Annotated in this window: 10 protein-coding genes; 4 read left to right on the top strand and 6 right to left on the bottom strand. The window is 52.1% G+C overall.

The features are described from left to right. Positions 1–277: 277 nt before the first annotated feature. Both DCW36_RS15325 and DCW36_RS15320 read right to left on the bottom strand, forming a co-directional pair. Positions 278–1507, bottom strand: a complete 1230-nt coding sequence (locus tag DCW36_RS15325; protein WP_114782434.1) for a chorismate-binding protein — start codon at positions 1505–1507, stop codon at positions 278–280. 3 nt (positions 1508–1510) lie between these two features. After that, complete coding sequence (locus tag DCW36_RS15320; RefSeq protein ID WP_114782433.1) at positions 1511–1930, bottom strand: hotdog fold thioesterase; 420 nt, start codon at positions 1928–1930, stop codon at positions 1511–1513. A gap of 57 nt (positions 1931–1987) precedes the next feature. Here DCW36_RS15320 and DCW36_RS15315 point away from each other — a divergent pair, with 57 nt between their 5' ends. Further along, positions 1988–2614, top strand: coding sequence for a histidine phosphatase family protein (locus tag DCW36_RS15315; RefSeq protein ID WP_114782432.1), 627 nt, complete (start codon positions 1988–1990; stop codon positions 2612–2614). 204 nt (positions 2615–2818) lie between these two features. Further along, positions 2819–4471, top strand: a complete 1653-nt coding sequence (locus DCW36_RS15310; RefSeq protein WP_114782431.1) for a pyruvate dehydrogenase complex dihydrolipoamide acetyltransferase — start codon at positions 2819–2821, stop codon at positions 4469–4471. Between the two features lie 298 nt (positions 4472–4769). On the opposite strand, the gene DCW36_RS15305 is transcribed toward DCW36_RS15310, so the two are convergent. The 4 genes from DCW36_RS15305 to DCW36_RS15290 all read right to left on the bottom strand — a co-directional run bounded on the left by DCW36_RS15305 (position 4770) and on the right by DCW36_RS15290 (position 9897). After that, entirely contained in the window at positions 4770–6083 is a 1314-nt protein-coding gene (locus DCW36_RS15305; RefSeq protein ID WP_114782430.1) for a bile acid:sodium symporter family protein, read from the bottom strand. 497 nt (positions 6084–6580) lie between these two features. Further along, complete coding sequence (locus DCW36_RS15300; RefSeq protein WP_114782429.1) at positions 6581–7243, bottom strand: aspartate/glutamate racemase family protein; 663 nt, start codon at positions 7241–7243, stop codon at positions 6581–6583. Positions 7244–7255: 12 nt separating this feature from the next. Continuing rightward, positions 7256–8653: a four-carbon acid sugar kinase family protein gene (locus DCW36_RS15295; RefSeq protein ID WP_114782428.1), complete on the bottom strand. Its 1398-nt coding sequence runs from the start codon at positions 8651–8653 to the stop codon at positions 7256–7258. Further along, positions 8650–9897, bottom strand: a complete 1248-nt coding sequence (locus tag DCW36_RS15290; RefSeq protein WP_114782427.1) for a ribulose-bisphosphate carboxylase large subunit family protein — start codon at positions 9895–9897, stop codon at positions 8650–8652. Before DCW36_RS15290 ends, DCW36_RS15295 begins: the two co-directional genes overlap by 4 nt. Positions 9898–11078: 1181 nt before the next feature. Here DCW36_RS15290 and DCW36_RS15285 point away from each other — a divergent pair. Both DCW36_RS15285 and DCW36_RS15280 read left to right on the top strand, forming a co-directional pair. Then, positions 11079–11819, top strand: a complete 741-nt coding sequence (locus DCW36_RS15285; RefSeq protein WP_125185402.1) for a hypothetical protein — start codon at positions 11079–11081, stop codon at positions 11817–11819. Positions 11820–11884: 65 nt separating this feature from the next. Then, positions 11885–14656, top strand: a complete 2772-nt coding sequence (locus DCW36_RS15280) for a TonB-dependent receptor (RefSeq protein ID WP_114782425.1) — start codon at positions 11885–11887, stop codon at positions 14654–14656. Positions 14657–14659: the final 3 nt, after the last annotated feature.

Genomic DNA, 14659 nt, shown 5'->3' with positions numbered 1-14659 from the left:
AGTTAGAAAGTTAGAGAGTTAGAAAGTTTGGGAGTTAGAGAGTTTGGGAGTTAGAGAGTTGAAATTCTGAATCAGATACAGGAAATCAGGATTTACAGAATATTAGAATTTTCAGGATTATTTGTCTGAACAAGATTAAGAAGATTTAAGGAATAGCAGGATTGATTGGATTTGTATGTGGTTCGTACAGGAGACGCGATGCTCGCGTCTCTACAGATAATTTTACCTTTCTACTTCCCAAACTCCTAAACTCCTAAACTCTCTAACTCTTAAACTCCTAAACTCCCAAACTTTCCAGTACCCGGCTTACGGTCAGCATTTTGTATTTTGTTTCCACCCACTCTTTTTCGGGCGATGATTCTGCCGTGATGCCAGCACCGGCGTAGATGATGGCTTGTTGCTGCAGGAGCTTTGTACAGCGCAGGTTTACGTAAATGTGCGTGCCTTGAGCGCTGCTGACAGGCCCCAGGAAGCCACTGAAAAAGCAGCGGTCGTAGCCTTCGTGTTCCAGGATAAAACTGAGGGCAGGCTCTTTGGGCATGCCACACACGGCAGAAGTAGGGTGCAGCAGGTGCAGCATATCGCTTCCGAGGGTAGGGAAGGGCTGCTCTTTCATGTCCACCTTAAAATCGGTGCGCAGGTGCATCAGGTTACCGGCAATCACAGTTTTAGGGCCGGATTCCATGTATTCGCGCAGCCGGATCTTTTTAAAGCAGTTGATCACGTACCGCTCCACCAGCGACTGCTCTTCAATTTCTTTCTGGCGCCAGATGGCATTGGCGGTCGTGGTGGCATTGTTTAAAGGCTGCGTACCCGCCAGCGCCACCGTCCGGAAAATCTGCTGCTGATCGATGCTGACCAGGATCTCCGGGGAGGCGCCCAGCCAGGTGCCGGTTTCGGGCACAGACACCAGCGATACAAAGGCCCGCGGATAAGCTTCTGCCATGGCTAAGAAGGCAGCGGCAGGAGAGAACGTTTCCGGCAAAGCCATACAATCCTTCCTTGACAACACGACTTTCTCCATCTCCTCCGCCTCAATGGCCGCTACTGCCGCTTTTACAGCGTCTTTAAAAGCCGTTTCAGGTTGTTCCAGCTCCTGGCCTGCGCGTTTAGCCACATGCCATTTTACTTCTCCGCTGTTTTTTACATGCTCCAGGACCTCGTAATAAGCCGCAACGGATGCTGGCGGGGCGTCTGCTGCAGCCACCACAGTCTCTGCTGCTGAATTGTAAAAAATATCCGCTTTGATAAACAGATTGCCATGTGCCTCATTTGCCTGGAAGGGGCAGAACAAAAAGCCAAACGGGCTGTTTTCGAGGACAGGCTGCGCGATGGCATGCTGCTGCCGCAGCGAAACAGCAATGTTAATGTCCGAAGTTTCAGGTAAACGCCATGCTGCCACCGCAAAGCCCAGTTTAACGGCAGCAGTTAGTATAGCTGATAAGGTAGCAGCTACAGGCTCCGTGCCGGAAGCTGCGCTAACCGTGGCATCAAATGCCTTTGTCATAATTTATTTTTTATCGATAACGGCAACCGTCATGCGGCTAATGCACACCAGGTCTCCCGCTTCGTTTGTAATCTTAATTTCCCAGATCTGCGTAGAGCGGCCCACGTGGATGGCGGTAGCTTTGCCATATACCCAGCCTTCGCGCACGCCGCGCACATGGTTGGCATTTATCTCCAGCCCGACACAAGCCTGTTTTTCCAAGTCGACCTGCAGCGCAGCGCCGATACTGCCCAGCGTTTCGGCAAGGGCCACGGAGGCGCCGCCATGCAGCAGGCCCATGGGCTGGTGGGTGCGGTGGTCTACGGGCATTTTGCCGCACAGGTACTTCTCGCCACAGTCGGTTATCTCGATGCCCAAATGCGCCAGCATGGTATTTTTTCCCCACTCATTCAGCCTTTTCAACGTATTATCACTTTCATGCATAGCGAACGTTTCCTATATTTAGCACCCGTATTTAATGTAAGGCAAAAGTAAAGAATTTTGAGTATTAAGAAAATTTACCTCATCCGCCACGGCCAGACAGATTTTAACCTGAAGGGCATCGTGCAGGGCAGTGGCGTGGACGCAGCACTCAACGAAACCGGACGCCGGCAGGCGGCCCGTTTTTTTGAGAAGTACAAGCATGTGGCTTTCCAGAAAGTATATACCTCGGTCCTGCAGCGAAGCATTCAGTCGGTGCAGGGGTTTATTGACCTGGGCATCCCGCACGAACAGCACGCCGGGTTAAACGAAATATGCTGGGGTACCCGTGAAGGCACCCTCATTACGCCGGAAGAAGATGCCTATTACCACGACACGCTGAGCCGCTGGTGCGACGGCGAAACCGCTCTTTGTATAGAAGGTGGAGAGAGCCCCGAGCTGGTGGCGGCAAGACAAATGCCGTTTATCGACCTGATGCTGAGCAGGCCCGAAGAAGAGACCGTTTTAATTTGCATGCACGGGCGGGCGATGCGTATCTTGCTGAGCACCCTGCTAAACTACCCGCTCAAGTGCATGGACCAGTTCGTGCACGAGAACCTGTGCCTCTACGAGCTGGAGTACACCGGCAGCATGTTTGTCGTGAAGCGGTTCTGCGATGTGGCGCACCTGCAGGAGCCTGCTGAGTGATTTCCGCGCATCAGGTAAGCGGACTTCAATAGCAAAAGGAGTAGATGCAGGGGTAAATTTGGAGCAGGTGGAGACGCTGAAACAGTAGTTTTAAGATTGCAGCAACAAAATTGTAACGTATAGTTTGAATAAAATATTTTTAAATCTAATTTTGAGCTGATTAAAAAGAACCTTTGGGCGAATAAAACAACACGATATTAGAATATGGCTGAAGTTATAAAAATGCCCAAGATGAGTGACACAATGACTGAGGGGGTGATTGCATCTTGGCTGAAAAAGGTTGGCGATAGCGTAAGCTCCGGCGACATACTGGCAGAAGTAGAGACAGATAAAGCTACCATGGAGCTGGAGTCTTACGAAGACGGAACACTGCTCTACATTGGTCCCAAGCAAGGGGATGCTGTTCCTGTGGATGCTGTTATTGCTATCTTAGGCAAAGAAGGCGAAGACATCTCTGGTCTGCTTGCTCAGATAAATGGTGGCGGTGCACCCGCAGCCGAAGCTGAAGCAAAGCCCGAAGCAGAAAAAGCTGCACCGGCTAAAAAGGAAGCTGCTGCTCCAAAAGCCACTGTAGATACTTCTAATATTAAGGCGAATGTCATCCGCATGCCAAAAATGAGCGATACCATGACTGAGGGTGTGCTTGTTTCGTGGCTGAAAAAAGAAGGCGACAAAGTGCAGTCCGGTGATGTGCTGGCGGAGGTGGAAACCGACAAAGCCACCATGGAACTGGAAGCCTACGAAGACGGAACACTTCTTTATATAGGCGTGAAAGAAGGCGATGCCGTGCCGGTAAATGCGGTAATAGCCGTTATCGGCGAAGAAGGTGCTGATTACAAAACCCTGTTAAGTGCTGCAGAAGCCGGGGAGGCTGGTGCAGAAACCGCCGAAGCGGAAGAAAGCACCGAAACAGAACCGGTAGCTGCCGAACAGCAGCAGGAAACAGCTGTTGCTGCCGAAGGAACCGGAAACGGACGTATTAAAGCTTCTCCGCTTGCCAAAAAGCTTGCAAAAGACAAAGGCATCAACCTTGGTTCAGTAAAAGGATCGGGCGAAGGTGGCCGCATCGTACTTCGCGATATCGAAAATTATAAGCCATCTGCTGCACCGCAACAGGCTCCTGCTGCCAAAGCAGCCGCTCAACCTGCAGCTGCAGCCTTTACAGGTGCGCCAGCCGAATCGTATGAAGAGGTGAACGTATCGCAGATGCGTAAGGTAATTGCCCGTCGCCTGTCCGAAAGCTTGTTCACATCGCCGCACTTCTTCCTGACCATGTCCATCGATATGGACAAGGCAATGGAAGCCCGCGTTTCCATGAACGAGATTTCTCCGGTTAAAATATCATTCAACGACCTGGTGATCAAAGCTGCTGCTGTAGCGCTTCGTCAGCACCCGGCGGTGAACTCAGCCTGGTTGGGCGACAAAATCCGTTACAACAAGCACGTGAACATTGGTGTTGCTGTAGCGGTAGAAGAAGGCCTGCTGGTACCGGTGGTGCGCAATGCCGACTTTAAGTCGCTTTCTGCGCTTTCTGCTGAAGTGAAAGAACTGGGTGGCAAAGCGAAGAGCAAGAAACTGCAGCCTGCAGAGATGGAAGGCAGCACGTTCTCCATCTCTAACCTGGGTATGTTCGGTATCGATGAATTCACCGCGATCATCAACCCGCCAAATGCCTGTATCCTGGCAGTAGGTGGTATTTCGCAGGTGCCTGTTGTGAAAAACGGCCAGATCCAGATTGGCAATGTAATGAAAGTAACCCTGAGCTGCGACCACCGCGTAGTGGACGGCGCAGTAGGTTCCGCTTTCCTGCAAACATTCAAAAACCTGCTCGAGAACCCGGTTCGTATCCTGGTGTAATAGCAGCTTAAATGATAAAACAGCAAAGCCTCTTCGGAAACGGAGAGGCTTTGCTGTTTTTTGTCAGGACCGTTGCTGGGAGTGAGGGAAGGATGGGTGTGAAGGAATGTTTCCTTCCTTGCTCATTCGGATGTTTTCATCCGAATGCAAACTGCTGGGGATCTCCTGATCCCCGTTTACCGTTGGAATCTACCGTCAGACACTCGCAGGAGCTGCGCACACTGCGAGGTCTTTAGGCAGGTGATTTTGGGTACAAAAGGAGAATTTTATTTAGAGACGAATCACCTCCCTCAACGGCTCAGGCAGCTGCTTTCTCCTGAACCGGTTCCTGCTTTTTTTCATCCAGCTGTAGTTGCTTCCGTCGCCAATAATTCGCCAGAATAGAACCTGAAATGTTCATCCAGGGGCTGAAGACGGCGGAGGCAAGACCTACTGTGCCTAGTTTGCCCATCGTACCTGCCAGTCCCGAAGCCATGCCGCCATTTTGCAGCCCTACTTCCAGCGCCACGGTGCGGGCCGAGTTCCGGTCCATGCCGAAGGCGCGGCTTAACCAGTAGCCGAAGAAGTAACCGGCAGCATTGTGTATAACGGCAGCTACAAACAACAGGAAGCCTACCTGCAGCAGGTTATCGCGACCGGCGGCGGTGGTAACGGTGGTAAAGTAAATAATGCCGAACATGGAGAAATAGGGCATGTATGAGTCGAGGCGGGGGAACCACCTGGTAATGCCATGATAGGCTATTCCAGCCAAAACGGCACCTGCAAAGAAGCCAAGCATTTCGACTGAAGGCAGCAAGGCAGAAGGCACCAGTTGTTGCAGCACCTGCCACGAACCCAGCGCAAGCGCCACCAGCCACAGCATACTGATACTCGCGATAAACAGGACATTGCGCCAGCCCTGCGCGGATGCTTTTTTCAGGTAATCGTGCAGCAAAGCAGCGCCGATAGGCACCAGGACGATCTTGATGATTTCCATCATCATGTCCACGAAGCGAATTTCAATTAAGGTACCGGCCAGGAGCTTCATTAACAGAGGCGTCATAAAGGGTGCAACCAGGGTAGCAATGGCCGTCAGGGTGACGGACAACACCAGGTTGGCACGGGCAATGTACACCATCACGTTGGAGGCAAGTCCGCTGGAACAGGAGCCGATGAGAATGACACCAGCGGCAATTTCCGGTTCGAACTGGAAAATTTTAATCAGGATAAAGCCCATGATCGGCATAATGGAAAACTGGCTTAATAAGCCAACCAGCACACCCCGCCAGGTAGAGGCCAGTCCCGAGAAATCGCGGAGGCTCATCTGGATACCCATGCCAAACATCACCAGCTGCACCACGATCATGATCAGCCACTTGTTCCGCAGGTCAAATTCGCCCCATCGCAGAAAGGCAGAAGGATAAATCATACCGGCTACTACGGCAGTTACTATCCAGGCGGTGTATTGGTAGCCTTTCAGCGCAGGAAAGGCTGCCAGGCCGATGGCAGTAAACACAGCCAGTCCGACTGCTGCAGGTTGCCAGAATATAGCCTGGCCGGTAATGATGCCAAAAAGCAAAAGGAGCAGGCAAAGACCAGCCAATCCTACACTAATTTTCCGTATTGTTTCCATACCCGTCTCTTTTGTTTTGCTTGTTACTTATGAATGTTTGTTAATTTTAGGTGCAATTTTAGGGAAAAATTCACTGTTTCAGGTTTTAAACCCGGAGCTAGTTAAACCATCTAGTTTACACACTTCCAAAATATTTCCTCACTCCTGTCATCCCGAAGGGATCTTGTGGGCAAGCTGCACTTAAGCCAGCGACCAGAGGTTTTGAAATGGAAGCAACTTTTATAGTTTGGTATTAAGTATGAGGACAGAAGCAGTTTAAATTAGTTTATTTCCTGTTATTCTGGAAGGTAGCTGGTAGGGAGCGTTTCTGCAGCTTGCCCACAAGATCCTTCCAGGATGACAAAAAAAGAGTATAGTTTAAACTACTTCAGTCCAGATACTTTAGAAAGCTTTCAGCCTACGAACGTTAGAAAGCTGGATAATGCAGCAACGAAAGCTGAAAGCTTTCCGGAATAACAACCATGCCGAAGGCATTCGGGGCGGTAGAAAATTTCTTCCTACCCCATCACCTCCGCCAGGTGCTTGATGGCCTGCGGCGGACTGGCCAGGATCGGAACACGTTTGTCGGCTTCGTCTAAAGTATCTACCACGCGGGCCATGGATGCTTGCGCCAGCAGAATCACATCTACCTGCTTCGACAGCTCACGCAGGGCGTCGGCTACCATCTGGTCGTGGCGGGCGGCGTCGCCGCTCATCAGGGCTTCGAAGGCGCCTTCGCAGAGGCGGGAGGTTAGCTCTATTTCTTTTCCGGCAGCGGCAGCACGGCGTTTTACCAGGTCGCTGGTTGGTTCCAGGGTGGTGGGCAAGGTCGCTACAACGCCAATTCTTTTACCGGTCTGTACGGCCAGGTCGGCCATGGGCTGGTCCACGCGCAGGACCGGTACGCTGGTTAAATTGGCTGCCGCTTCTACGGCTGCTCCAATGGAGGAGCAGGTAACCAGGATATGGTCGGCACCGGCAGCTTCGGCAGAGCCCACGTAATCCACTACGCGACGGGCAGTTTGCGAGGTCAGTTCGCCTTTACTGATGACATCCTTGATCAGGCTGTCGTCCACGATGTTGAATACGTTTACGCCGGGCAGCATTTGCTGGCACAGTTGCTGGAAAACGGGTACCAGCGTGGCAGATGTATGAATGAGTCCTAAGGTTTTCGGTTTCATATGTTCGTTTGTTTATAACACGTTTAGTTGAATTTCTTTTCCGTTGGCTACCATGCCAAAATAATCTTCGCGCCCCACCTGGCCACCTTTGAAGTTAACTTCCCGGCCATCTACCGGAGAGCCGGGAGCATGCGCTATGCAGAGCGGTGCACCGGGAGCTAAGGGGGCAATCATCTCGACCGCTTCTATGCCCAGGGCGCGGGCGGCAAAGCTGGAGGTATCGCCACCGGCTATTACGATGCGCTGCACCTCGGTTTGCGCCAGCACTTCCCGCACGATGCGGCCGAGCGCAGTGCCGTAAAGTTGCGATGTGGAGGTTTCTTTCCCGGCTAACAGGGATGTGGATTTGCCTACCCGTTCGTCGTCAGCGCCACGGCTGGTGTGGAGGATGACGCTGCGGCCTTCGTTTACCTGCGTGACGGCTTCTACGACATAATTTTCCAGCAGTGAAGCGGCATCATCAGCAGCCTGTGCAATGGCCGTCGTGTCGAGGGCTATCTCGGCAAAACCGTTTGCAAGCGCCCAGTTTATTTGTCCGGAAGTGACGGGGGAGCAGCTTCCAGAGGCCACCAGCAGCGGTTTTGCTTCTCCCGGATCAGGCCATTCCGACGGTGGCTGCAGGAGTCCCTGCTGTGTCCAGTAACTGCCCAGGGCCATTTCCACGCCGGACGAACCTACCGAGAACAAGGTCTTTCCAGCTTCGGCAGTGTTGTCCACAAGGAAGCCAATCGTCTTCATCTGCTCCGGGTACAGCCCGTCGAACAGCACCACTTCGGCGCCTTCGGCAATCATTTTTTTCAGAACACCAAGCGACTCCGCTTCCGGTCGTTCCAGTTGTAAAATATCCAGCAGCCCCGACTGTTTTGATGTTTGCTTTGCCAGGTGCAGGCGCAGGTCGCTTTCGTGGGCGGGAGTAACCGGGTGGCGGCTCATGGACGGGTGCCGGTCGAGGCGGTAGATGCTGCCCTGGCTGCCGATACCCATGCGCGCAAACAGGTTGCCGAACACGCAGTAACGTCCCAAGGCAGGTGCTGCTACCACTAAGGGAATATAAGGCGCCTGAAAGAGTTCTGCACCTACCTCCATTGCCTTACCGATGCTCCCGACGGTGGGAGAGGAGTCGAAGGTAGAGCAGACTTTGTAATGCACGTGCGGCACCTGGAGGCGCTGCAGCGCTGCAAAAGCCGGGCGCAGTTCTGCTTCCATTTTAACGGGCGCCATGGCACGCGTCATGCCGGCCACGCCTATTGCCTGCAGCCCTTCGTAGCGTGCGAGCTGTTCGGGCATAGGCGGTTCCATGAACAGGACCGTGCGGGCGCCGGCACGGCTCAGGAATTCCAGCGCATCGGTGGAGCCCGTGAAGTCGTCGCCGTAGTAGGCCAGCAGGAGGCGGTGTGGTTGTGCTGTCATTTTTTAGAACCGAATTTTTTAACTGAATTGGCAAACTCAGGGTATTTATTTGCTGCTTCTTCTACCGACAACCCGTCCACGGCCGCTTCCCAGGCTTGTTTCAGGGCTACCACGCCGCCGGCCGGACCATCGGGATGGGCCATGATGCCGCCGCCTGCCATGTACAGCAAATCGGTCGTCTGGGTGCGGCGGTAGGTTTCGGGTGCCTGTCCACCCCATTGTCCGGACGACACCACCGGTAAGATGGAATAGCCCCCCAGCATCGGCTTGAGGCAGGATTCGATAGAGCGTACCACCGAATCGTCTGATTCCCAGAATTTATTTTGAATCCCGTTTACGTGCAGCTGGTCTACCCCCACCAGGCGCCAGATTTTCTGGTAAGCCGGAAATTCGATGCCCAGCAGCGGGTGGCGGTTCAGCATGCCCCAGCCGTTGCGGTGCCCGTGGATGGCCAGTTGCCCCTGGTCACATACTTTCTTCACGCCGGACAAGCCCACGCTGTTGATGCTGACCATGGCGCAGGTATTACCCGATGCTACCACCTTTTCATAATTCCGCAGCATGTTGTCCACTTCGTCGCTGATGTTGATGGCGTACATCACGCGTTTGCCCGTTTTATCGGCGTGGTTGTTAATCACCCGCATGACCGCCTCCAGGCGCTTTTCGAAAGGCGAGTTGGCCGATGCAACCAGCAGCTCATCGTCCTTGATAAAATCGATACCGGCTTCGGCCAACACTTTCACCATATCTGCGGTTTGCTCCGGCGACAAGCCGATGCTGGGTTTGATGATGGTGCCGATGAGCGGGCGGTCGTACACGTTCGTCAGTTTGCGGCAGCCTTCTATGCCAAAGCGCGGACCTGCAAACTGGTCGGCAAAGGAAGGCGGTACCTCCAGGTCCATCAGCTTGAGCCCTGTGAACTGCGTGATTTCATAGAGGTTGCCCTGCAGCGTAGAGATCATGGCCGGCAGGTTGTAGCCGAAGTTCTCGATCGACCACGACACCTCCACAAACGCCCGGTGATAGGTTCCGTTTTCTGTCGCAATGCCCGGGATAGCCGGTTGCGAAACGGTTTCGATGGGCGTGATGGCTTCGACCCGGGCGGCGAAGCGTTGCTTCAGCTCGTCGGTTTCGCCGGGTACGGCCACGAAGGTGCCCGAAGACTGCTCTCCGGCTAATACTGCTGCGGCCTTCTCCACCGCTATAGGGGTTTCGATTAAGTATCTGGCTGTTATTCTTTCCATAGTTGTTGCCCTGACAGGGCTGTTTTTCTCTTTTTTGTGTCGTTATTCGGACAGACTGAAGTCGTTTTTTCAGGTCGCAAATTAAACTGAAATGCTAAAATAACAACTGTTTGTTAGAAGTAATATTTATTTTTGAATTTTTTATTTATATATGAAGTTTACTCGAAGAGGCATCTACCTTTTGTTCGCCTGAAATGATCTTATGGGAAAGTTGTAAAAGCCATTGCTATTGGCGTTTCTGTCCAAGTTTGCATAGGTTCCAGTTTGACTTTGATAGCAGGAGCAGCTGTTTTATTGTCCTTGTCTTTGTTCTTTTTGTATCAAGACCATAGGCGTCAGGCTAAGAAGTAAAATCAAAAAACTAAGTAGGTTCAGGCTATTTTTCCTTTCGAGGCAGTTTAACTGATGAGACTGCTGTTTAGTAAAGCGATTCCGTTGTCCCCCTTTGAAGGGGGTTGGGGGATGATTTACACCTGCGAACAAATTTTTTCCTTCAGCACGCGCATCATCCCCCTATCCCCTTCAAAGGGGGACTTTTCTCCTAATGTATTTCATGTGTAACATCCTTAGCTTAAGGAGATATCACTTCTTTTTACTTCTTAGCCTGACGGCTATGGTCTTGATACAAAAAGAACCAAAAAAATCAAGACCCTCCAAACTCGGCTGAACGCCTCAAACAGGTGGCGTGTCAAGTTGTGCACCTGGCAAATAGTGTTGCCCAGGAGCGGTGAAAATTTATTACAATAGCTAAAGCTAAGCTGTTTTCTGTGGTAGTGATATGTTATATATAGGCATATGATGTGCAGCGGGTGTGGTGGCAGGAGCAGTAGAATATTTTCAGAGGAAAAACCGCCTTTTTTATTCTGCTGTACCTGCCACCACAGCTTCTGCTCTTCCTTTGTGAGCTGAGCGAGGTGCTGTTTCTACCACAATTCCGAAGGGGAAACAGGACAAGGTTAAATAATATGGAACAGGGATGTTGCTTTCTTTTGTAAGGGCTTATTTATCAGGTTAGTCTGCAAAATCTGTTTGTAGAGAATCAGCACCAGATAATTTTTTTGAAGTTTAAACAAAAGTTAAAATTATTACCGTATGTTTGTTCGCTAATAAATTAAATCTTCATATATTAACAGGTTGTTAATGCGTTACCTGTAAGATGAGTATCCGTTTATACTACCTCTATGATAAAAAGTAAACTACTACCGGTTCTGTTTTGCCTGCTGCTCCTGGGTGCTGCCGGTACAGTCCGGGCACAGGTTGTCCAGGCGGACACTGCTTTCTTACAAAGTGCCAAATCAGCAGCTGTTGCTGTATATAAACAGGCGGTCGGCAGGCAGGCACATTTGTTTAACGGCCCGTCGTATGTGGAGTACCGGAAGCCGCAACTGCAGGGGCATCCGTTTTTCGAGACGGATAAGCTGACGGAGGGGGATGTGTATTACGATGGCGCCTGGTTCCGGCAGGTGCCTATCCGCTACGACGTGATCACCGACGAAGTGATGACAGACAACGGCGGCGCTCTGCAAAAACTGCTTCCGGGTAAGCTCGCTTCTTTTATACTAAATGGTCACACCTTCGTCCGCTTCGAAAGAGACAGCCTGGCCGGCGGCTCCATGCAAACGGGTTACTACGACCTGCTGTTCATGGATACGGTTTCCGTTATTGCCAAACGAAGTAAGCTGGCGCAGGAGCGCGTGGAACGGGGGCAGGTAACGGGCGAGTATGAAGTTACGGACAAATACTACATCTGGAAAGCAGGCACTTATTACCAGGTAAACAGCAAAGGCACCTTGCTCGACGTGTTCCAGGATAAGAAGAAACAGGTCCGGAAGCACCTGCAGGCAAAAAAACTCAGATTCAACAAGCAGAAAGAAGAGGCGATCATAGAGGCCGCCAGGTTTTATGCTTCCCTTCAAAAATAACTTCCTGCTAACCGCACCAGCGTTTCCTGGCAGACAATATTAAGATCAAATCTGAAAACAAACTAATGGCTTCACTTTACCGGGGCATCCTGCTGCTACTCCTGGCCAGCTTTTGCTGCCTCCATTCCCTCAGTGCCCAGCACACGAAAGGAGCGCCTGTAACCGGAAACTTCAACAACCTGGCCTTCGAAGAATTTGTCCGGGAAGTGGAGGCAAGGTCTGGCTACAAATTCTACTTTGATCCTGCTGCTGTGGACAGCGTGCGGGTAACGGTGCAGGTAACAAACAAGCCGCTGGAGGACGTGCTGGCAGCGCTGTTCCGCAATACCGGGATCAGGTTTGCCATTGATGCACAGCAGCGGGTGTTTATCACCAAAGGCAAACAACTGCAGCTGGCCCTGCCGGAGAACTTCTTTGAGCCCACACCGGCAGGTGCAGAAGCAATGGTGGCAGGAGCAGAACAGTCTGATGACCAGGGCAGTAAGCGTGCTGCTTCTGAAATTAAGTTGTACGAGATCGGCGACCGGCGAAACAACCCCAGCGGCAAAGCCACCATTTCGGGCTACCTGCGTGCTGCAGGAACCGGTGAACCCATTTTCGGGGCTTCTGTTTATATCGAGTCGCCGTTGATCGGCACCACTACCGACCAGTCCGGCTACTACACCCTCTCGCTCCCGGTGGGGCACCACCAGCTCCGGATCAGGGGCATTGGCATGCAGACCACCAAACGGCAGGTGATGCTCTACGGCAACGGCAGGCTGGACATCGAACTGCAGGAAGATGCGCGGGTGCTGAAAGAAGTAATCGTAGAAGCCGATAAAGATAAAAACGTGTCGAGCCTGCTGATGGGGGTGGAGAAGCTGGACATCCGGTCTATCAAACAAGTGCCTACCGCCTTTGGCGAAACCGATATTCTGCGGGTTATCCTGACGCTGCCGGGCGTGAAGTCGGCAGGCGAGGGCAGCACCGGGATGAACGTGCGCGGCGGTTCGGCAGATCAGAACCTAATTCTCTTCAACAATGCACCTATTTACAATCCTTCGCATTTGTTTGGTTTCTTCTCTGCTTTCAACCCTGATGTGGTGGAGTCGGCGGAGCTGTTCCGGAGTGCGATTCCGGCCAAATACGGCGGGCGCTTATCATCGGTGCTGGAGATCACGTCGCGGGAGGGGAATAAGCAGAAGTTTGCCGGTTCCGGTGGCATCGGGCTGCTGACAAGCCGCCTGACGCTGGAGGGGCCGCTGGTGAAAGACAAAACTTCGCTCATTGTCGGCGGCCGCAGCACCTATTCCGACTGGCTGCTGAAGAAAATTCCGGACCCGACTTTCAGCAAAAGCACCGCTTCTTTTTATGATGTAAATGCGCTGCTGAGCCACAAAATAAACGACAACAATTCGCTTATCCTAAGCGGCTATCTGAGCAAAGACAAGTTCCGGCTGGGCGCCGACTCCCTCTATACCTTCTCCAACCAGAACGCGAGCATCAGCTGGAAACATACCTTCGATGAAAAGCTGTTCGGGAAGTTCACCGGCGCTTACAGCCACTACGGCTATGGCGTCGAAAGTGATAAAAACCCGGTAACTGCCTTTGCGCTGGATTTCGGTATTAACCAGGCAAACTTCCAGGCCGATTTCAATTATTACCCGACCGCAAAGCATACCGTTAACTTTGGCGTCAGTACCAACCACTACAGCATTTCGCCTGGTTCGTTCCAGCCCAACAGCAGCGAGTCTATTGTAACGCTGGACAGGCTGCAGTCCGAGCAGGCGCTGGAGACGGCAGTGTATGCTTCGGAACAGTTCGAGATAACACCGCGCCTGTCGGTGGAGGCGGGGCTGCGGTATTCGTTGTTCAATGCGCTGGGGCCGCGGGAGGTGCTGACGTATGCAGAGAACATGCCGCGAACAGAAAATACAGTAGAAGATACAACTTTCTACAAATCCGGCAGTCCGTTTGCCAATTACCACGGACCGGAGTACCGCTTTTCTGCCCGGTATGGCTTGGGCGATCATTCCTCCGTGAAAATTGGCTTCAACAGGCTGCGCCAGTACATTCACATGCTGTCGAACACCGTTTCGATGTCGCCGACGGATCTCTGGAAACTGAGCGATTCGAAAATTCGTCCGCAGGTGGGCAACCAAGTGGCGCTGGGTTATTACCAGAACTTCAAAGCCAATACGGTTGAGCTGTCGGTGGAGGGCTACTACCGCACCATGCGCGACTTCCTGGACTACAAAAGCGGCGCTTCGCTTTTCATGAACCACCACATCGAAACAGACGTGGCCAATGCGGAGGGAAAAGCCTACGGCATGGAAATCATGCTGAAAAAGCTGAGCGGCAGGCTGAACGGCTGGATCAGCTACACCTACTCCCGTTCGCTTATCAAAGTAAACAACCCGGAGCGGGGAGAAGTGATCAACAACGGCAACTACTACCCGAGCAATTTCGACAAGCCGCACGACCTGACGCTGATCAGCAACTACAAGTTCAGCAAACGCTACAGCACCTCGTTCAACTTTACCTACAGCACCGGTCGACCTATTACCCTGCCTATTGCCAAGTACACCTTTGGCGATACGCAACGGCTCCTGTATTCCGACCGCAACGCGTACCGTGTGCCGAACTATTTCCGTTTCGATGTAGCCATGAACCTGGAGGGCAACCACAAAGCAAAAAAGCTGGCGCACAGTTCCTGGACCCTTGCCGTGTATAACGTCACCGGTCGCAATAACCCGTTCTCGGTTTATTTTAAATCGGAAGAAGGCAAAGTGAAAGGCTACAAGCTTTCCATTTTCGGCAGCCCGATTCCGACCATTACCTATAACTTCAGATTTTAAGCA

Source organism: Botryobacter ruber, assembly GCF_003347595.2.
Taxonomy (GTDB): Bacteria; Bacteroidota; Bacteroidia; order Cytophagales; family Hymenobacteraceae; genus Pontibacter; species Pontibacter ruber_A.
This window is presented reverse-complemented; position numbering and strand designations above follow the sequence as displayed.